The 19,910-nt window shown below is 69.4% G+C and carries 16 protein-coding genes and 1 pseudogene; 7 read left to right on the forward strand and 10 right to left on the reverse strand.

The window, feature by feature from the left end:
• Positions 1–15 precede the first annotated feature (15 nt).
• The gene (locus ACUYM2_RS14875; protein ID WP_481600743.1) at positions 16–687 is read left to right on the forward strand and encodes a trimeric intracellular cation channel family protein; all 672 of its coding nucleotides are present in this window, start codon (positions 16–18) and stop codon (positions 685–687) included.
• 14 nt (positions 688–701) lie between these two features.
• Positions 702–1,130, forward strand: a complete 429-nt coding sequence (locus tag ACUYM2_RS14880; RefSeq protein ID WP_346957706.1) for a hypothetical protein — start codon at positions 702–704, stop codon at positions 1,128–1,130.
• 151 nt (positions 1,131–1,281) lie between these two features.
• On the opposite strand, the gene ACUYM2_RS14885 is transcribed toward ACUYM2_RS14880, so the two are convergent.
• The 5 genes and pseudogenes from ACUYM2_RS14885 to ACUYM2_RS14905 all read right to left on the reverse strand — a co-directional run bounded on the left by ACUYM2_RS14885 (position 1,282) and on the right by ACUYM2_RS14905 (position 5,762).
• Positions 1,282–1,779, reverse strand: a complete 498-nt coding sequence (locus ACUYM2_RS14885; RefSeq protein ID WP_481601504.1) for an endonuclease domain-containing protein — start codon at positions 1,777–1,779, stop codon at positions 1,282–1,284.
• A 204-nt stretch (positions 1,780–1,983) separates the two neighbouring features.
• A pseudogene (locus tag ACUYM2_RS14890) lies at positions 1,984–2,118 on the reverse strand (type IV toxin-antitoxin system AbiEi family antitoxin domain-containing protein); the annotation flags it as partial.
• Between the two features lie 402 nt (positions 2,119–2,520).
• Complete coding sequence (locus ACUYM2_RS14895) at positions 2,521–3,621, reverse strand: polyprenyl synthetase family protein (protein WP_481600744.1); 1,101 nt, start codon at positions 3,619–3,621, stop codon at positions 2,521–2,523.
• Positions 3,618–4,958: a geranylgeranyl reductase family protein gene (locus tag ACUYM2_RS14900; protein WP_481600745.1), complete on the reverse strand. Its 1,341-nt coding sequence runs from the start codon at positions 4,956–4,958 to the stop codon at positions 3,618–3,620. The genes ACUYM2_RS14895 and ACUYM2_RS14900 overlap by 4 nt, the downstream gene beginning before the upstream one ends.
• A gap of 12 nt (positions 4,959–4,970) precedes the next feature.
• Entirely contained in the window at positions 4,971–5,762 is a 792-nt protein-coding gene (locus tag ACUYM2_RS14905; protein WP_481600746.1) for a demethylmenaquinone methyltransferase, read from the reverse strand.
• 87 nt (positions 5,763–5,849) lie between these two features.
• Between ACUYM2_RS14905 and ACUYM2_RS14910 the strand changes: the two genes are divergently transcribed.
• From ACUYM2_RS14910 to ACUYM2_RS14925, 4 genes are all read left to right on the forward strand, one after another.
• Positions 5,850–7,262, forward strand: a complete 1,413-nt coding sequence (locus ACUYM2_RS14910) for an isochorismate synthase (RefSeq protein ID WP_481600747.1) — start codon at positions 5,850–5,852, stop codon at positions 7,260–7,262.
• A gap of 225 nt (positions 7,263–7,487) precedes the next feature.
• Complete coding sequence (locus ACUYM2_RS14915; RefSeq protein ID WP_481600748.1) at positions 7,488–8,294, forward strand: ABC transporter substrate-binding protein; 807 nt, start codon at positions 7,488–7,490, stop codon at positions 8,292–8,294.
• Between the two features lie 104 nt (positions 8,295–8,398).
• Positions 8,399–9,190, forward strand: a complete 792-nt coding sequence (locus ACUYM2_RS14920; protein ID WP_481600749.1) for an amino acid ABC transporter permease — start codon at positions 8,399–8,401, stop codon at positions 9,188–9,190.
• 8 nt (positions 9,191–9,198) lie between these two features.
• Positions 9,199–9,996: an amino acid ABC transporter ATP-binding protein gene (locus ACUYM2_RS14925; protein WP_481600750.1), complete on the forward strand. Its 798-nt coding sequence runs from the start codon at positions 9,199–9,201 to the stop codon at positions 9,994–9,996.
• A gap of 97 nt (positions 9,997–10,093) precedes the next feature.
• Here the strand turns inward: ACUYM2_RS14925 and menD are convergent, their stop codons facing one another.
• The 5 genes from menD to ACUYM2_RS14950 form a co-directional block, all read right to left on the reverse strand.
• Positions 10,094–11,833, reverse strand: coding sequence for a 2-succinyl-5-enolpyruvyl-6-hydroxy-3-cyclohexene-1-carboxylic-acid synthase (gene menD, locus ACUYM2_RS14930; protein WP_481600751.1), 1,740 nt, complete (start codon positions 11,831–11,833; stop codon positions 10,094–10,096).
• Positions 11,830–13,596 carry an arginine--tRNA ligase gene (argS, locus tag ACUYM2_RS14935; protein ID WP_481600752.1) on the reverse strand — a complete coding sequence of 589 codons (1,767 nt, stop codon included), beginning with the start codon at positions 13,594–13,596 and terminating at the stop codon, positions 11,830–11,832. The genes menD and argS overlap by 4 nt, the downstream gene beginning before the upstream one ends.
• Positions 13,597–14,034: 438 nt before the next feature.
• On the reverse strand, positions 14,035–16,125 hold the full coding sequence (locus ACUYM2_RS14940; protein ID WP_481600753.1) for a PhoX family protein: 2,091 nt from the start codon (positions 16,123–16,125) through the stop codon (positions 14,035–14,037).
• 159 nt (positions 16,126–16,284) lie between these two features.
• A complete protein-coding gene (locus tag ACUYM2_RS14945) occupies positions 16,285–17,373 on the reverse strand; it encodes an o-succinylbenzoate synthase (protein ID WP_481600754.1) in 1,089 nt (362 codons plus the stop codon).
• Between the two features lie 26 nt (positions 17,374–17,399).
• Entirely contained in the window at positions 17,400–18,773 is a 1,374-nt protein-coding gene (locus tag ACUYM2_RS14950) for a glycoside hydrolase family 32 protein (RefSeq protein ID WP_481600755.1), read from the reverse strand.
• 115 nt (positions 18,774–18,888) lie between these two features.
• On the opposite strand from ACUYM2_RS14950, the gene ACUYM2_RS14955 reads away from it, so the two are divergent.
• Positions 18,889–19,896 (forward strand): phosphatase PAP2 family protein, encoded by a 1,008-nt coding sequence (locus tag ACUYM2_RS14955; protein ID WP_481600756.1) that lies wholly within the window; start codon positions 18,889–18,891, stop codon positions 19,894–19,896.
• Positions 19,897–19,910 lie beyond the last annotated feature (14 nt).

The raw sequence follows: 19,910 nt of genomic DNA on the forward strand, positions 1-19,910 counted from the left end.
CGACCGGGACGCCCCATGACCTTTTCCTTTAGCCTCGTTATGGTCTGGCTGGACCTGGCCGGCGTCTTCTTCTTCGCCGTCTCGGGTTCGCTGCTCGCGGCGCGGAAGCAGTTCGACATTGTCGGTTCCCTGCTGCTGGCCTCCGTCGTGAGCCTGGGCGGCGGCGTCATCCGGGACATCATCATCAACTCGGGCCCGCCGGCCGCCTTCACCAACCCGGCATACCTCGCTCCCCCGCTGCTGGCGACGGTGCTGGTGTATTTCCTGTTCTCCAGTTTCCAGCGCTTCACGTCGCTACTGGTCCTGTTCGACGCCGGCGGCCTGGCCCTGTTCTGCATCACGGGAAGCCTGAAGGCCCTCGCCGCAGGCATGCACCCGCTCGCCGCGGTGCTCCTGGGGGTCACGACGGCGGTGGGCGGAGGCCTGCTGCGGGACATCACGGCCAACGAGGTGCCGCAGCTCTTCGACCCCAAGGACATCTACGCCCTGCCCGCGTTTGCCGGCGCCGCACTGACGGTCGCGCTGTCCGTCACCGGGACGTTCACGGCGGTGACGGCCAGCGCGGTGGCGGCCGTGGTTTTCGCCTTCCGTGTCACGGCCTGGCGGCGCCACTGGTACGTGCCGCTGGCGGTCCGCGGCTGGCACCGGCTGGGGCTGGATGCGTCCCAAAGTGGCCCAAAGGATTAGCTAGGATAAGAAGCATGACTGACATGTTCCTCGAGAAGTTCCGCGCGCTTGTTCCGAAGTATCTCGAGGACGAATGGCAGGAAGAGGACGGGCTGCCGGCAGACGAGCTTGATGCGGCCCTCGCCGAGCACCAGTTCCAGGTCCCGCTGGTCCTGCGGGAGTTTTATCTTGCCCTGGGCGGTTGCGAGGACCTGATGGAGGCCTACCACTACTTCTGGGACCCCGAGGAGCTTGAGGTCGACGACGAAGGCTTCCTGATGTTCCTTGAGGACGAGGAAGAGCAGTTCACGTGGGGCTTCCGCGTGGGCGACCTCAGCGTCCCGGACCCGATCGTGTACCGCCGGAACAATGCCCGCGGCCAGTGGAAGAGCGAGGAAGGCACGTTCTCCGAGTTCGTCTTCGACATGTTCGAGTGGGCCTTCAACGACGAGGACGAAGACTAAACCCCCTCTCCGGCTGGCCGGCCGCCTGCCCGCACCGTCCGCCGTCTTCCCGACCTTCCGGGGGCACTTTGACACGGACACGCCGCCGCTCGGCCGAGGATTCACCGGCTGTGGCTCCAAAGTAGCCCCGGAATGCCGCCGACAGCGACCGTCACGGCCGGAAAGCACCTGCACGCCACAACTCCAGCACCGCGCGGACCTCTGCGACCATCCGCTGTGGGTGATGGACGACGTCGTCGTAGCCGAACCTGAGCACGAGGTAACCGCCGATCACGGCCGCGTTATTGCGACGGCGGTCCTTCTTGACCCGCCGCGGCTCCAGGTGCGGCGCGCCGTCGGTCTCCACGACAGTGCAGTCTTCCACCAGGAAGTCGACCTCCCCGACGCCGGGGATCTCGACATGCCTGCGCACCTGGAGCCCGGCTCGGGAGAAAGCCGTGTTGGCGAGTACCTCCAGTAGCGAGTCCGCCCGGGGAATAACCAGGTCCAGCACTGACCTGGCGCGCGCGTTGCGGTTTCCCGGAAGTTTCCTTCGGAGGAAAGGCAGCGTGATCTCCCCACGGCCCGCGGCACACTGGACCATGACAAGGGCCTCCAATTCGGGCAGGCAGCGCAGGGCATGAATCAGGACGTCGGCCAGCCATGCCATCGGGAGTCTGGGGTGTCGGGGATGCAGCAAGGGCCCGTGTGCCACGGAGCCAGGCGGCGCCGACCGATGGCCAAGACACAGATGCAAACTTCGGGCGGGCACCAAGGTCCATAAGCCGTAGCCTGGAGCAGCCGACAAGCACGTCAGCAGGCCCTTCAGCTCGCAAGCAGTTCGGTAGGTACTGGAATCCTGCGGCAGTCCGTAGTGCCCGCGGCGGATCCTCACTATGGCGCCATGGGCCACCGCCTTGGTGACTCGATGTCGGCTGAATCCTGCCCGGTTAAGGTCACCCGCGGTGGCCGTTCCGCCCTGTGATGCCAAGAAAGCGTCAACGTTCATCGCCCCACAGTGCCCGCTCAGCAGAAAGCGGAGTTCACACCGACTGCCATATGTGGATAATCCCGCTCCGGCCGGGGGCACTTTGACACGGACACGCCACTGAATCAGGACCGGCGCACCCCGCCAAGCCCCAAAGTACCCCCGCGGCGACGCACCACCGCCAGCAAGTCCGTGACAGTCGATTTACAGAATCACTGGACAATGTGACACAGCTGTCATAAGCTCGTTCATGGGTTCACCAAATGCCTCCGGTGAATCTGATGCGAACGGAGAAATGGCCCCGGTTCCGCACAACGGACGACTCGTAACGTTGTGAAGAACCGGGGCCATTCCGTTTAACAACTCGGCCCAAGGGCTGGGCACCGTCAGCGGGGATGCCCCGTCAGAACCCGCCGGAACCCGCTAGCTGCTGCGGTCCACCACGGCGTGGGCGAAGCTGGTCAGCGAATCCTTGACCACGCCTTCGGGCAGCGGGCCGAGGGCGGCAATGGCTTCGGCGGCCCAGGCACGTGCCACGGCCCAGGACTCGGCGGTGACGGGGTGTTCGCGCAGCCCGGCGACGGCGGCCGCGAGGGCCTCGTCGGAGCTGAGGTCGCCGTCGATCAGCTTCAGGAGGTCGACGGCAGACTGGTCGCCGTCGACCGCGGCCTTGCGCAGCAGCAGCACCGGCAGCGTCGGCACACCTTCGCGCAGGTCGGTGCCCGGCGACTTGCCGGACTTGACCTTGACGCCGGTGACGTCGATGACGTCGTCGGCGAGCTGGAAGGCGACGCCAACCTTCTCGCCGTACTCGACCAGCAGGGCCTCGTAGGCGGGGTCGGCGTTGGCGAAGATCGCACCCAGCTGGCCGGAGGCAGCCACCAGCGAGCCGGTCTTGTCCGCAATGACGGAGAGGTAGTGCTCCACCGGGTCCTCGTCCGGGCGCGGGCCCACGGTCTCGTGCAGCTGGCCGAGGCACAGCCGCTCAAAGGTGCGGGCCTGGATGCCGAGCGCACGGGCACCCAGCTCGGAAACCAAGATCGAGGCCCGGGCGAAGATGAGGTCGCCGGTCAGTACGGCCACGGAGTTGCCCCAAACCTCGTGCGCGGTGGGGGCGCCGCGGCGGAACGGCGCGGAGTCCATCACGTCGTCGTGGTACAGCGTGGCCAGGTGCGTCAGTTCGACGACGACGGCGGCCTGCACCACGGCGGGCAGCGAGGCGTCGCCGAGGTGCGCGCAGAGCAGGGTCAGCAGCGGCCGGATGCGCTTGCCGCCGGCTTCCACGAGGTGGCGCGACGTCGCGTCGGCCAGCGGATCCGAGTTGGCGATCGCCTCGCGCAACTTCTTCTCCACCCGCGCCAAGTTGGTGGTGATGGCCGGGCCCAGCTCCGGGTCCCCCGCGATCGCCGCGAAGCCGGCCGGCAACTGGAGGCCGGTGGCGATGGCGGTGGTGTTCAGGCTGGGTTCGGCGCCCGGCAGGCCGTGTCCGGCGTGCGTCCAGCTTTGGTCTGCAGAGTTGGTCACGGGTTAACCCTAACTTTTTGTTGCGGAATCCGCGGATTGGAGCCTGGAACGGGCCGGGTGTTGGAGGTGGCCGGGACGAGGGCTTCGAGGACGCGGATCATCCGGTCCTCGAGTCCCTTGGCCGAGGGGTCGGTCAGGTTGGCCAGCAGCCGGACGACGAACTTCATCAGCACCGGCAAGGGCATGCCAGTCCGCAGCGCCAGTTTCATCACGGCCGGCCTGCCGATCACGGCGGCAAAGGCCCGGCCCAGGGTGAAGTGCGAACCCCACTGCCCCCGCACGAAGTCCGCGTAGCCGGCCAGGCGGGCGTCGGCGTCGGCCGTGCTCCAGCCTGCGGAAGCGGAGCGCGCCGCGGTGTCGATGATGTACTCGGCCGCGAAGCGGGCGGACTCCATGGCGTAGGAGATTCCCTCGCCGTTGAACGGGGAGACCATCCCGCCGGCGTCGCCGAGCAGCAGCAGGCCCGGCGAATAGTGCGGGGTGCGGTTGAAGCCCATCGGCAGCGCGGCGCCGCGGATCTCGCCCACCTGGTTCTCGGGCGTGAAGCCCCAATCCGCGGGCATCGCGGCCGTCCACTCGCGCAGCACCTGCTTGTAGTCCAGCTTGCCGAATTCCTTGGAGGAGTTCAGGATCCCCAGTCCCACGTTGGAGGTGCCGTCGCCGACGCCGAACACCCAGCCGTAGCCGGGCAGCAGCTTGCCGTCGCGGCCGGGAAGCTCCAGCCAGCCTTCCATCCAGTCGTCGTCGTGCCGCGGGCTGGTGAAGTAGGTCCGCACGGCCACGCCCAGCGGCCGGTCGTCGCGCTTCTGGATGCCGAGCGAGACGGCCGTGCGGGTGGAGTTCCCGTCGGCGGCGAGGACGACGTCGGCGGTGAAGTCCTGCGTTTGCCCGGTCTTGCGGCCGGCGTCGTCGAGCAGGGCGGCGCGGACGCCGGTGACGCGGCCGTCCTCGGAGCGCAGCGTCTCGGTGACGCTGTGGCGTTCCAGCACGACGGCGCCGGCGGACTGCGCGTGCCGGGCCAGTTCCTCGTCGAAGCCGAGGCGGGTTCGGATCAGCCCGTACTGCGGGAAGTCGGAGACCTCGGGCCAGGGAAGTTCGATGGTGCGGCCCCCGGCGATCAGTCGCAGGCCCTTGTTCCGCCGCCAGCCCTCGCTTTCGGGGTGCGGCAGGCCGAGCTTCTGGATTTCCCGGACGGCGCGCGGGGTCAGCCCGTCACCGCAGACCTTCTCGCGCGGGAAGCTCGTCTTTTCGAGCACCGTGACGTCCACGCCGGCCTGGGCAAGGTAGAACGCGGCGGTGGATCCGGCCGGACCTGCCCCGACGATCAGTACTTTCACAGCAGCTGTCGGCTAACGTTCAGGCCGGGTGATGTTGCGACGCAGCTTGGCCACGGGGCCGGTGTGGTTGGCCAGGGCCGCGGCGCCCGCGGCAGGGCCGGCTGCCGGGCCTGCCGGCTTCTGGGCGCGGTGGACAGCGACGATCCCGCCGCTGAGGTTGCGGTAGGTAACAGACTCCCAGCCCGCTTCCTGCAGCCAGGCGGCCAGGTGGTCCTGGTCCGGCCAGGCGCGGATGGATTCCGCGAGATAGACGTAGGCGTCCGGGTTGGAGGAGACCTTCACGGCGATGGCGGGCAGCGCGCGCATCAGGTACTCGGTGTACATGGTCCGCCACAGCGGCACCACCGGCTGGGAGAACTCGGCGATGACCAGCCGGCCGCCGGGCTTGGTGACCCGGAGCATCTCGGCGAGGGCCTTCTTGGGCTCGTTGACGTTGCGCAGGCCGAAGGAGATGGTGCTGGCGTCGAAGGTGTTGTCCGCGAAGGGCAGGCGGGTGGCGTCACCGGCGATGAAATCGATGTCCGGACGGCGGCGCTTGCCGACCTTGAGCATGCCCAGGGAGAAGTCGCAGGCGATCACGTCGATGCCGGCGTCGGCGTACGGCTCGCTGGACGTGCCGGTTCCCGCGGCCAGGTCCAGCACGCGCTGGCCCGGCTTTACATCCATGGCTTCGACGACGATCCGGCGCCAGCGGCGCGTCTGTCCCATGGACAGGACGTCATTGACGACGTCGTATTTGGGTGCGACGTCGTCAAACATCGTGGCTACTTCGTCCGGACGCTTATCCAAGGATGCTCGGTTCACCCCGTTATTGTCTCAAATCTTCGACCCACCCCCTAACCACCGGCCCGGCCGGGGCGCGGCGCACTCCGGGAGTAGTGTTGTCTCATCATGACCAGCGCGTTCCGTTCCCGAATTATCAGGACTCTGACTGTCCCCCTCGATGCCGATTCGTTCCCCGGGGGCCTGCCGTCGTTCCTGGTTCGTGACGACTTGCTCTGCTGGACGCGCCGCGAGGCCGGCCTGGTGGGCTTCGGAGAGGTGGCCCGGTTCAGCGCCACCGGCCCCGAGCGGTTCCTCGAAGCGGACATTTGGTGGCGGCACCTGGTCCTCGAGGCGGAGATCACCGACGCGGTCGGCGGCCCGGGAACGGGCCCGGTGGCCTTTGGCTCCTTCGCCTTCTCCAAAGTTTCCGCACACGCCTCCAGGCTGATCGTCCCCGAAATCGTGGTGGGCCTGCGTGACGGCAACGCCTGGCTCACGCAGCTCACGTTCGACGACGACGAGCTCACCGAGGCGGGCGCCCGCGCCGCCCTCCGCCGCTGGCTGGACGTGGACGGCGCCGCAGCTGAGGACGGTCCAGCGACGGCCGCCGCGCTTGACCGGACGGCGTCCGCTTCGGACGGCCCGGCGCCGGCCTGGACGGCCTCGTCAGCGCCGGACCAGCAGGCAAAACGGGAAGCCAAGCTCAGCACCGGTTCGCTCAGCGAGGCGGACTGGATGGCCGCCGTCGCCGAGGGCGTCGCCGAGATCCGCACCGGCGCGCTGGAAAAGCTGGTGCTGGCCAGGGATATTGTCGCCACCGTACCCGACGGGGTGAACGCCGCCCAGATCCTGCGCGAGCTCGCAGTGCGCTACCGCGAGTGCTGGACCTATGGCGTGGACGGCCTGGTCGGTTCCACCCCCGAGATGCTGATCCAGGTGGAGGGCCGCACGGCGCAGGCACGCGTCCTGGCCGGCACCCTGGACCGCCGCGACGCCGAAGGCATGGCAGGCTCGCCGATGGAGTTCGCCGAACGGGTGCTCGCCGGGTCCGAGAAGCAGCGGCATGAGCATGACATCGCCATCCAGTCGCTCACCACCCAGCTGGCGCCGTTCTCCGAGGCCATGACCGCACACAGCGAGCCGTTCATCCTGGAACTGCCGAACGTCTGGCACCTGGCCTCGGACGTGAAGGCTGAACTGACCGAGGTGGAGGGCCACGTGCCCACGTGCCTGGCCCTGATCAACGCGCTCCACCCCACCGCCGCCGTCTGCGGCACTCCCACCACCGTGGCCGGTGCCCTCATCCGCAAACTCGAACACCTGGACCGCGGCCCGTACGCCGGACCGGTCGGCTGGCTCGACGCCGCCGGCAACGGCGAATGGGGCATCGCCCTGCGCGGCGCGGTCATCGAAGGACCGGACACGGTCCGGCTCTACGCCGGCTGCGGCGTGGTGGAGGGGTCCGTGCCCGAAGCCGAACTTGCCGAGACCTGGGCGAAGTTCCGGCCGATGTTGGAGTCCCTCGGCATCAGCAGCTGACGCCCCTCGGGCTGCCGGGTCAGCGCCCGGGTCCGGGCGGCCAGACGTCGGCTCCCGCCGGGGCGAATCCGAAATTACAGACAGCCGCCGGGCGCGGCCTCTTGATATTTGCTCGACAATAGTTATCCAATAGTGAAACTTAGTTTCCTGTGATGCACATCTCTTATTCGGCGATAGACTAAAAGCCGTTTTGTCACGCATGCCCCTGCAACAAAAGGTAAAGAAATGCTGATCTCCCGTTCCTTCCTGGCCGGCTCCGCGGCCAAGGCGGCAGCCCTGGTCGCTGTCGGCGCCCTCGCCCTCACCGGCTGCAGCTCCTCCGGCGGCTCCACGACCACCGATTCCGGCGTCAAGCTGATCGAAGCCGGCAAGCTCACCGTCTGCTCGGACATCCCCTACGAGCCATTCGAATTCGTCAAGGACGGCAAGAACGTCGGTTTCGACATGGACCTGGCCTCAGAGATTGCCAAGGACCTCAAGGTCGAGCCGAATGTCCTCACGGTGGCCTTCGAAGGCATCCAGTCGGGCCAGGCCCTGAACACCAACCAGTGCGATGTCGCCGTCTCGGGCATCTCCATCACCGATGCGCGCAAGACCGTGATGGACTTCTCCACCCCGTACCTCGACGATGACCTCTCGCTGCTGGTGACCAAGGCGTCCGGGTTGAAGAACCTGGCCGACCTCAAGGGCAAAAAGGTCGGCGTCCAGCAGGGCACCACCGGCGAGGAGTACGCCAAGTCCAAGGGCCTGGAGACGATCCAGTACGAGAACACCGGCCTGCTGATCCAGGCGATCAAGACCGGCGGCGTCGACGCGGCCATCAACAACCAGTCCGTGCTCGGCTTCGCGGCCAAGGGCGACGACTCCCTGGTGTTCGCCGAAACCTACAAGACCGGCGAGCAGCTCGGCGTCGCGGTCAAGAAGGACAACAAGGCCATGACCGACTCGGTCAACAAGACCCTCAAGCGGCTTGCGGACGACGGCACCATCGCCAAGCTCAAGACCACCTGGTTCGGCGAAGCCGCCAAGTAACCCACCAGCCCGGACCGACCACAGCAGGGCGGTTCCGGATCAGTCGTTGGCTCCGGCCAGTTCCTGACCCGGAACCGCCCAGCAACATGTAAAAGGCAAATCACATGGCACTGACTGTTCGCCAACGGGCCCGCGTGAGCCGGTCCGTTCAGTACGGACTGCTGGCACTCGCCGTCGTCCTGTTCATCCTCTTCGCCGACTGGGCCTCCATCGGCAAGGCGTTCTTCAACTGGGACTCCGCGGTCAAGCAGTTCCCGGAGATCATCACCCTGGCGCTGAAGAACACCCTGATCTACACGGCGCTGAGCTTTGTGGTGGGCCTCTCCGGCGGCCTGCTGCTGGCGCTGATGAAGCTCTCCTCCGTGGCGGTGTGGCGCTGGATCGCCACGCTGTACATCGAGTTCTTCCGCGGTGTCCCGGCCCTGCTGGTCTTCATTGCCTTCGGCTTCGGTATCCCGACGGCGTTCGGCGTCCGCTTCGACATTTACATCACGGTCATGCTGGCACTGGGCATGGTGGCTGCGGCCTACATCGCCGAGACCCTGCGCGCCGGCCTGCAGGCCGTGCCCAAGGGGCAGCTCGAGGCGGCCCGTTCGCTGGGCATGCCGCACTGGCGGGCCATGGTCTCGATCGTGATTCCGCAGGCGTTCAAGATCGTGCTGCCGCCGCTGACCAACGAGGTCATCCTGCTGACCAAAGACTCCTCCCTGGTCTACCTGTTGGGCCTGGCGGCATCGCAGTACGAGCTCACCAAGTTCGGCCGCGACGGCATCACGCAGCCGAACGCCGGCCTGACCCCGCTCGTCATCGCCGGCGCCTGCTACCTGATCATCACCGTTCCGCTCGGAATTCTGGCCCGCCGCTTTGAATCCCGAACCGCCAAGACGAAGGGCTAGGGCTCACCATGACTGAATCAACGTCATCGGCAGCTGCGAGGCAGATCCAGGCCGCCGGGGTGTCCGTCAAGGAGCTCCGAAAGTCATACGGCTCCAACGAGGTCCTGAAGGGCATCGACCTCGAGGTCGCTCCCGGCGAAGTGGTGTGCCTGATCGGACCCTCCGGCTCCGGCAAGTCCACCCTCCTGCGCTGTGTGAACCTGCTTGAGCAGCCTAACGTGGGCACCATCCATGTCGGCGGGTTCGAATCGACCGACCCGGACGTGGACATCGACAAAATGCGCCGCAAGGTCGGCATGGTGTTCCAGCAGTTCAACCTCTTCCCGCACCTGAGCGCGCTGCAGAACTGCACGATCGCGCAGACCAAGGTGCTCAAGCGCAGCCAGGCTGACGCCTCGGACGTGGCCCGGAAGAACCTGGCCCGCGTGGGCCTGGACCACCTCGCGGATCGGTTCCCGGACCAGCTCTCCGGCGGCCAGCAGCAGCGTGTGGCCATTGCCCGGGCGCTGAGCATGGACCCCGAGCTGATGCTCTTCGACGAGCCGACCTCGGCCCTGGACCCGGAGACAGTGGGCGACGTGCTCGCCGTCATGCGGAACCTGGCCAAAGAAGGCATGACCATGCTGGTGGTGACCCACGAGATGGGCTTCGCCCGCGAAGTCGCGGACCGCGTGGTCTTCATGGACGGCGGCGTGGTGGTGGAGGAAGGCCCTGCTGAGCAGGTCATCGGCGCCCCCACCCAGCCGCGCACCAAGGAATTCCTCCGGCGCGTCCTGGACCCGACGCATATCGATATCGCGGAGTAAGCCTTTCCGCTCCGATTTCGGACAGCCGCTACGTGGATCCACGTAGCGGCTGTCCTTTTTCGTAGCGTAAACGCGGTTGCGTAGCGGAAACCGCAGGCTACCGGCCCAGGACCCCGGCCACGGCAGCGGCGACGGCGGCGCGGATGCGGCCGTGCAGTTCGCGCAGGCCGTGCCGCTCGGTCCGCACTTCGATGATGCTGCGGCCCTGAACGGGTTCCGCCAGTGCCGCGGCGAGGTCCGCCGCCGTGCTGACCGCGCGGTGCCCGACGCCGTACGCGGCGGCGAGGGCGGCAAGGTCCACTGCGTGCGGGGTGCCGAAGAGACGCTCGACGGCAGTGCCGTAGCGGCCGGACTGCTCGACGGCGCCATGCTCCAGGAGCCCGAAGATGGCACCGCCGGCGTCGTTGAGGACCACGATCCGCAGCGCCGGAACGGCCTCCCCCGCGCCCAGCAGCAGTCCGCCGGCGTCGTGCAGGAAGGTCACGTCGCCCAGCAGCACGGTGGTTTCCTGCCGGCCGCCGATGGCGATGCCGGTGGCCGTCGCGAGGGTGCCGTCGATCCCGGCCAGGCCCCGGTTGGCGAAGACGGTGGCCCGGGGTTCCGGCGGCGGTGCACCAGCGAGGTCGACGTCGCGGATCCCGTTGGAGGAGCCCAGGACAAGCTGCCCGCGGGTGTGCTCCCACACCAGCGCGCCCACCGCTGGGCCGGAGGCTGGGGCGTCCGCGGCGGCGCCGGAGAGCAGCAGGTCCAGGGCGTGCTGGGCGGCGGCACCGGCCAGCAGCCAGGCATCGAGCCACGCCGCGGTGCCCCGGCCGGCGAAGTCGGCCAGGTCCGCCAAGGTTTGCAGCGGAAGTTCGGTGCGGCGGCCCGGCTCGTACCAGGCCACGGGCACCGGCTGGTACAGGGCGGACGGGACGTCCGCCCGCGCGAGCAGCGCGGACACCGGCCGGGACAGGGTGGGGCGGCCGAACAGCACCACCCGTTCGATCGGTTGGGCGGACTCCGGGCCGAAGTGCTCCAACAGCAGCCGGTAGGGGCCCACCGCGTTGGGGCCGAACCGGGCGTTGGAGGACGGCTCGGCAAGCAACGGCAGGCCGTGGGCACGGGCGAACGCCTCGGCGACCGGGCCGGCGTCGTGCCCTGCGAGGACCACGGTGCGCCGCTCCGGCAGGGCCGCGGAGGCCGCCGGGAAGTCCAGCGCCAACGGATGCCGGGGCGCCTGGTAAATCCGCCGGGCGGAGGTGTCGTCCAGGCCGTCGGCGGCCGCCGGGACCAGCGGGTCGCGGAAGGCGAGGTTCAGTTGCACCGGCCCGGGCGGGATGTCCTCGAAGGCCCCGGTGGCGGCGCTCAGCGCGGTCTCGACGGCCCGAAGCGGGTTCTCGCCCGCGGGGACGTCGGCGGCGAACCGGACGTGCTCGCCGAAGAGGTCCGGCTGCACGGTGGTCTGGTTGGCCCCGGTGCCGCGGAGTTCCTCGGGCCGGTCGGCCGAGAGGACCACCAGCGGCACGGCGGCGTGGTTGGCCTCCATCACGGCGGGCAGCAGGTTCCCCACGGCGGTGCCGGAGGTGGTCAGCACGGCCGCGGGGGCACCGGTGGCCAGGGCAAGGCCCAGCGCGGTGAAGCCGGCGTCGCGTTCGTCGATCCTAACCAGCAGCTCGACCCGGCCGGTGGCGTCGGCCTCGGCCAGGGCGTAGGCCATCGGGGCCGAGCGGGACCCCGGAGCCACCACGACGTAGCGCACCCCGGCCCCGATCAGGGCCGCGACAGCCACCCGCGCGGCCTCGACCGCGCCCAGCTGCCCGCCCGCAGGCACGTCCGGCTGCCCGTCCGGACTCACATGTTCTCCGGCGTCTCGATGCCCAGCAGGTCCAGGCCACTGGAAAGCCTCCGCAGGACCAGTCCGCAGAGCGCCAGCCGCGATTCGCGGACGGTGTCCTCCGCCTTGAGCACGGGGCACTGGTCATAGAAGGAGGTGAACAGCTGCGCGAGTTCGAACAGGTAGGCGCAGAGCCGGTGCGGTTCGAGCAGTTCGCCGACTTTCTGCATGGTGGCTCCGTATTCGAGCAGGTGCAGGGCCAGCGCGCGTTCGGCGGGTTCGACGACGGCGATCGCCCCCGCGCGGGCTGCGCCGGCGGCAGCCGCGGTGCCGGAGGCGGCGCCGTCGAGGTGCTCCTCCAGCACTCCGGCCTTGCGCAGGATGGAGCGGATCCGCGCGGCGGCGTACTGGACGTACGGGCCGGTGTTGCCGGTCAGAGCCAGCATCCGGTCGAAGTCAAAGACGTATTCGGTGTCGTGTCCGGTGGAGAGGTCGGCGTACTTGACCGCGCCGATGCCGACCTGCCGCGCCGTGGCCGCCCGTTCGGCGTCGCTGAGTTCGGGGCGGCTGGCGTCGATAACGGCCCGGGCCCGGTCGACGGCTTCCTGAAGCAGCGCCATCAGCTTGACCGGATTTCCAGCCCGGGACTTGAGGATCTTGCCGTCCTCACCGAGCACGTTGCCGATCTGGACGTGGGTGGCCTCCACCGTCTCCGGGAGCCAGCCGGCGTCGCGGGCCGTGGCCATCACCATCCGCAGGTGCACGTTTTGCGGCGCACCCACGACGTACAGCACCCGGTCCGCTTCAAGCTCCCGGACCCGGTACCGGATGGTGGCGAGGTCGGTGGTGCCGTAGCCGTAGCCGCCGTCGGACTTGCGGATGATGAGCGGCAGCGGCTCGCCGTCCCGTCCGGTGAAGCCGGCGGGGAAGGTGCAGAGCGCACCCTCGCTGATCCGCGCGATGCCGCGCTCCTCCAGTTCCTGGCACAGCTGTGCCAGGTGCGCGTCGTAGGAGCTTTCGCCGGCGATGTGGTCGTCGGTGAGGCTGATACCGAGCATCGCGTAGATCGCGTTGAAGTAGCGCTTGGACTGCGCCACGAGCCGCTGCCAGACGGCGAACGTTTCAGGGTCCCCGCCCTGCAACGCCACGACGCGCAAGCGGGCCCGGGTGGCGAACCCGTCCGGGTCCGCGGCAGAGGCATCGAACTTGGCCCGGGCGGCCTGGTAGAAGGCACTGGGGTCATCGACCAGCAGTGCGGCCTCGGGCGAGTCCTCGCCCACCTCAAGCCAGTGTTCGATCAGCATGCCGAACGGGGTGCCCCAGTCGCCGATGTGGTTTTGCCGGATCACGGTGTGGCCCAGCGCCTCGAGCACCCGGACGATGCTGTCCCCCACCACCGTCGTGCGCAGGTGCCCGACGTGCATTTCCTTGGCCACGTTCGGGGACGAATAGTCGACGACGACGCGGTGCTGCGGCTCCGGCCGCGCGCCCGCGCCGGCAGGCTCCGGCGCGTTGAGCAGTTCCTCGATCCAGGTGCCGTCGAAGGTGAGGTTGATGAAGCCGGGCCCGGAGATCTCCACGAGGCTGCAGAGGCCGTCGAGGTCCAGGGACTCCACGATTCGTGCGGCGGCGTCGCGCGGCGGCAACCCGACCTTTTTGGCGAGGGCCATGGCGGCGTTGATCTGGATGTCCGCGAACTGCGAAGGACGGATCACCGGGTCCGTCTGGCGGAACTCCTCGCCGAACGCGTTGGCAATAGCTGCCTGGACTCTGGGGACAACCATTTCGGCCGGATTATTCACACTGTTCAAATTATCAGTTCCGCCGCACCACCGGACGCTCCCGCAGATCACACCGCCCACCGATCAACGCCCCCTCAGATCACACCGCTCACCACCCGACGCTCCCGCAGATCACACCGCCCACCGTCCAACGCCCCCGCAGATCACACCGCCCACCGTCCAACGCCCCCGCAGATCACACCGCCCACCGTCCAACGCCCCCGCAGATCACACCGCCCACCGTCCAACGCCCCCGCAGATCCCGCCGCCCACCGTCCAACGCCCCCGCACCGTTCGCTGCCGAAATGCGATAAGTGAGGGGGCGTCAACCCCAAACCCGCCACACGTGAGGGAGCGTCGGCCCGAAACCCCCAAACGTGAGGGAGCGTCGGCCCCAAACCCGCCACACGTGAGGGAGCGTTCGGGTATGGCGGAGAGAGGTCAGTCGTCGGTGCGGAAGACCTGGACCACGGACGGGCGCGGAACCCGTGCCTGGCCCGGCTTCGGCGTGGCACCGGCTGCGACGTAGTCCGGGAAGCGGGAGTTCTGCGCCTCGAAGCTGCCGTCCTCGCCCGGGTGCTGCACGGCGACGAAGACGTGCCTTTCCTCATCGTGGATGATGGGTCCGCAGGTCTCGGCGTCGCGCGGCACGGCAAGGAACTGCTCTACGCGGCCGCGCTCCGGCCCGGCCAAGGTGACCTTGAAGAGCCCGTCGGCGTAGCCGGTGGTCGAGGGCGCGCCGTCGGTGGAAATCCACAGGTTGCCGACCGAGTCGAAGGCCAGGTTGTCCGGGCAGGAGATGGGCGAGACCTTCTCGGCCGGGAAGCCGGCAAAGTACGCGGAGGCGTTCTTGGCCGGGTCGCCGCAGACCATCAGCAGGTTCCAGTTGAACTTCGTGGAGGTCTGGTCCCCGGTCTCGGTGATTTCCACGATGTGGCCGTCGCGGTTCAGGGTGCGCGGGTTGACCTCGGTGGCGCCTTCTTTCCCGGTCTTGCCGCGGTCCGTGTTGTTGGTGCAGGCCACGTAGACCTTGCCGGTGTGCAGGCTCGGCTGGACGTCCTCGCAGCGGTCCATCTTGGTGGGGCCCACCTTGTCCGCGGCGAGGCGGGTGTAGACCAGGACTTCCTCGACCGACATTCCGGACACCATGGACTTGCCTCCCACCACCAGGGGAAGCCATTCGCCGGTGCCGTCAAAGGCGCCGTCAGCGGGGAGCTTGCCGGAACCGTCGATTTCGGCCGCCGGGGAGTCGCCGCTGAACTTGGCGACGTAGAGGTCGCCCTCGGAGAGCAACGTCATGTTGTGCCGGCGGTCGGCCGCGGCCGTCCCGGGACGGTACTTGTCCTTGGAGACGAACTTGTAGAGGTAATCGAAGCGCTCATCGTCCCCCATGTAGGCGACGACGTGGCCGGAGGCGGCCACGATCACGTTGGCGCCCTCATGCTTGAAGCGGCCCATCGCGGAGTGCTTCTTCGGCGTCGACGTCGGGTCCTGCGGGTCCACCTCCACGATCCAGCCGAAACGGTTGCTTTCGTTGGCGTAGCCGGGGTTGCGGGTGTCGAAGCGGGGGTCATCGAGCTCCCACTGGCGGGCCGTGGGCTTGCTGGTCAGGCCGTAGCGCTTGTCCGCGGCGGACGTTCCGGCGGAGACGAAGTAGCCGTTGAAGTTCTCCTCGCCGGAGAGGATGGTGCCCCACGGAGTGGTGCCGCCGGAGCAGTTGCCCAGGGTGCCCTTGATGGTCCGCCCACCCGGGTCGGCAACGGTGGTGACGAGGGCGGAGCCGGCAACCGGGCCGGTGAGTTCGTAGCTGGTGTCGCTCAGGAAGCGGCGGTTCAGCGGGGCGCCCTGGACGTAGCGCCACGGCTGGTTCTTGTTCTTGCGCTCCAGCTCGACGACGGTCAGGCCGTGGGCGGCGCGGCCGATGGCCCGGGTCTCCGCGGCGTCGAAGCCGGCCGGGAGCATGATGCTCTCGTTGGTGTACTCGTGGTTGGTGAAGAGCACGGCACGCCGGTCCTTGGCGTCCAGCGGCAGGATGTCCGTGTAGTCATTGTTGTAGCCGAACTGGCGGGCCTGCGCCGCGGCACTCTGGCGGTCCACGTCGAAGGCGGGCGAGTCGTTGAAGAGCGGGTCGCCCCAGCGGATGATTGGCTGCCAGCTGTACCCTGCCGGTACCGTGAACGCGTCGACGGCGGCGTCAACCGGGGCAATGGCGGTGAACTGCAGCTTGGACTTGCCGAAGCCGGTCTTGGCGGCGGCGGACAGGCCCTGGCCTCCGGCGGCTGCCGGTTCCGCGGAGGTCACGGCGTTGCCGAAGACGACGGCGAGCGCACCGGCGGCGCCGAAGCCGAGGGCAGAGCGGCGGGACATCGTGGCGGAGGCAATATCGCGGAAGTAGTCGTTTGAGCTGCTGTTGCAGACCTCGCCGGAGCAGGCGTTGTCGCACTTGAGCGCACAGGTCACGGGGCTGCGCTTGCCCTTGGTGTGGCCCAGCATGGGCAGCAGGGAGAACTTGCGTCCGGAGGAGACAGACATGGGTGGGACCTTCCAAAGCAGAGGGATGCGTCCCCGCCACCCTGCCAGCGGCGGACTACGCAGAGCCGTCCCCCAGGTGACGATCGGGTGAACGCTCTCAGTTCCCGCCAAGTCCGTCGATTGCTCCGGCGGCGCCCTTTTCGACGACCATCAGGGCCGTTACGGAGCAGTCGATGCTGCCAGGACGGCGTGGACGCGCCGTAGCCGGTCCAGCCACCAGTCCCTCCGCTCCGGCGGCGCGGCGTATTCGTCCAGCAGGCCCGGTTCCACGGTGACGTCGCGGAGGCGGATGGCGCCGTCGTCGGGGACCAGGGAGTCGCCGGTGACGTCGGCGGCGAGCAGCGACACGGTGCCGAGTCCGCAGGCGTAGGGCAGTTCGGGCAGGGCGGCGGCGAGCGCCAGCCCGGCACGGATCCCTACGGAGGTGTCCAGTGCGGAACTGACGACGGCGGGCAGGCCGGCCTGCGCCACGATGTCCAGGGCGCGCTGCACTCCCCCCAGCGGGGCGGCCTTGACCACCACCAGGTCCGCGGCGCCAGCACGCGCCACCTTGAGCGGGTCCTCCTCCTTGCGCACGCTCTCGTCCGCGGCGATCAGCACCGGGATGCCCGCGGCCCGGAGCCGGCGGCGCACCTCGGCGAGGCCGTCGATCTCCGGTACCGGCTGTTCGGCATATTCCAGTCCGACGTCGGCCAGCCGGGTCAGTGCCGCGACGGCCTGCGGGACGTCCCAGCCCCCGTTGGCATCGATGCGGATCGCGGCGTCCGGCAGCGCGGCACGGACGGCGGTCACCCGGGCAGCGTCGTCGTCGAGCGTCTGTCCGCGCTCCGCCACCTTGACCTTGACGGCGTCCACCCGGCCGAAGCGGGCCAGGATCTCCGGCACCCGCCCCGCGGCGACCGCGGGCACGGTCGCGTTGACCGGGATGCTGGTCCGCCGGGGTGCCGGGAAGCCGTGCCAGCCGGCCTCGATGGCGGCCGAGAGCCAGCGGGACGCTTCGGCGTCCCCGTACTCGGGGAAGGGGCCGAACTCACCCCAGCCCAGCGGCCCCGGGAGCAGCAGTGCCTCGCGCTGCGTGATGCCGCGGAACTTCACGCGCATGGGCAGGGTCACCACCCGGGCGGTGTCCAGGAGTTCCTCCACGCCGCCGGGGTTCAGGAGTTCCTCCACGCCGCCGGGGTTCAGGAGTTCCTCCACGCCGCCGGGGTTCAGGCCGGAAGGGGTCGGGCGGTCGTGGCTGGTGGGCATGGCAGTACTCTACCCGCGGCGCCGCGCTACATGGAGCGGGGCTGCTCCAGGTCCCAGACGTCGGCTGCCGCGCCATGTGGCAGTTCCAGGCGCCATTCCTCGCCCGGAACGGGGTACGCGCGCACCGTCGCCGGCACAGAACCGTGGCGGTAGACCTCCACGATCGAACCGTCCACGAAGATCCGCAGCTCATCCCCGCCGGCCACGGTGTCCGCAAAGATCGCCCGGCTCTGTGCCGCCGCGGCCAGGACCAGCCGGATCCGGCCTTCCCCACCGGTGACGGCGGCTTCCGCCCGGGCAGGCAGGTGCAGGGTGCCCGCGGCGCCCCTGGTGCGCCGCCCTCCCCGGTAGCCGCGCAGTTCGGGTGCCGGTTCGACGGCGAGCGCGTCCCCGTGCACCGCCAGTTGGCGCGGGAAGGTCAGCACCCCGGCCCAGCCCGCAGCATCCGCTTCCGCCGGGCCGCGGCCGGCGCGCCCGTCCGGGCCCGGCACCTCGTCGGCCCAGCCCCACAGCAGGGCCCGATCGGGTAGAGACAGGATCTGGGGGGCGTAGAAATCCGGGCCCAGGTCCGCCTTTCCGCCATGCGCCGGAGTGAAGAGCGGCAGTCCCGTGGCCGTGTCCGTCGCCAGCGATCCGAGCAGGTAGCCCACGCCGCCGGGGTGAGGCTGCGGGTCCGGGGCATGCCGGAGGGACGCCATCAGGAGCCAGGTTTCGGCCCCGGAGGAGTCGGGCACCCGGACCAGTTGCGGGCTCTCCCAGCTGTCGGCCGGCAGGTACCTGGCGGCCAGGGCGTTCTCGCTGCTGAACCAGATCCCTTCGTACCGCCAGTCGCGCAGCTCGTCGGCGCGGTAGAGCAGCACGGCGGCGCGCCCCGACGCCAGGCCGGCGCCCTGGACTGCGAAGCGCCGGCCCTGGAAGTGGAACAGGAACGGATCGCGTACCGCGGTGACGCGGGGGTCCGCGGGCACCGGCGCCGCGACCTGACCTTCCTGCCGCCAGTCCCTCAGCCCGTCGGAACCCCGGGCCAGGACCACCGGGGCACACCCGTCCCCGGAGGCAGCCGAATACACCGCGGTGGGGACCCCGGCGTCGTCCGTCACGGCGCCGGTCCAGCAGCCGAGGCTGTCCGGACCGGCTGGCTGCGGCCGGAGCGCAACGGGATGTTCGTCCCAGCGGAGCAGGTCCGGGGAGCTCAGGTGTCCCCAGCAGCTTCGGTCCTGCCGCCCCGCCCCTGGGCGGTACTGGAAGAACACGTGGTACCGGCCGTCCAGGTAGCACAGGCCGGCGGGAGCGCCGGTCCAGCCCAGCGCGGGCCGCGGATGGAACAGTGGGAAGGCAGGGTCCGGGTGCCTGTCTGCTGCGTCCGACCGGGTGGGGCCCCGGGGCTCCGGGTTGCTCATGGCACGACTCTCGTCCGGTTCGCGGCGCCGGTCAATCCTGCCGTGATCGCCGCTCCCGCCTGCCAGACCAGCCTGCCTCAGGCGGCTCGCAGCGTTCTATGGGAACCTGTACACGATGACTTTTCGATCGACCCGCAGCAACGAATCCACGGTGGCGGACGCCCCGGTGCGCGCCCGCGATCTGGGCCGCGCCCTGGACCGCGGCCCGGACCGCTTCCCGGCGCGCCCGGAAGCCGCCGCAGAGCCCCGCGGCCCGGGCCGGGCCACCGCGTTGCTTTTCTTGCTGGCCACCGTGGGCTGCGCCGCCGCACTAGCCGCCACGTACTACTTCTTCGTGCGCACCACCACCGGCCAGTTCATCGACGAGTCCGCGCTGGTCGAAGCGGTCGAAATCCACGGCGCGGCCGGCAAGGCGAGCAACCGGCTCCTGGACTGGCTGCCCGCACTCTCCGTGCTGATCGCGTCGGTGGTGGTGCTCTTCGTGACCGTGGCCCGCCGGCGCTGGGCAGCCGCCGGCATCGCCGTCGCGGCCGCCGCGGGGGCCAACATCGCCACCCAGCTCCTGAAGGCCCTGGTCCCGGTGCGGCCGTTCCGCGGGATCGAAACACTGGAGTTCAACTCGCTTCCGTCCGGTCACACCACCCTGGCGGCCTCGGCTGCGGCGGCGGTCTTCCTGATGGTTTCGCCGCGCTGGCGGCCGCTGGTCGGATTCCTGGGCGGCAGCTTCGCCGTCGCCACCGGGGTGTCCACGCTGATCAACCAGTGGCACCGGCCCGCCGATGTGGTGGCAGCCTTCCTGGTGGTCGGCGCCTTCATGCTGCCGGCGGGCTGGCTGATCATGCGCAGCGGGCCCCGCTGGAACGTGTGGGACGGCTACAACGGCCACTGGGCCTCGGCCCGGCTGTGGGTCGCCGTCCCGGTGCTGGCGGGGCTCGCCTCCGCGGCCGTGGCCGCCTACTCGCTGCTGAAGATCGCGCCCGGACCGGGCCAGGAGGGCAGCACCACGAACTATTTCTGGGCCGGCACCTCGCTGATCGTCATCACCGGGTATCTGGCCACCATTGCCGGTGTGTGGCTGTTTGGCCACGCCGCACGACGACGCCGGGCCGCCTCCGCCGCCTGAGGCTGGCGTCCTGC

Source organism: Arthrobacter sp. SD1074B, from assembly GCF_056780195.1.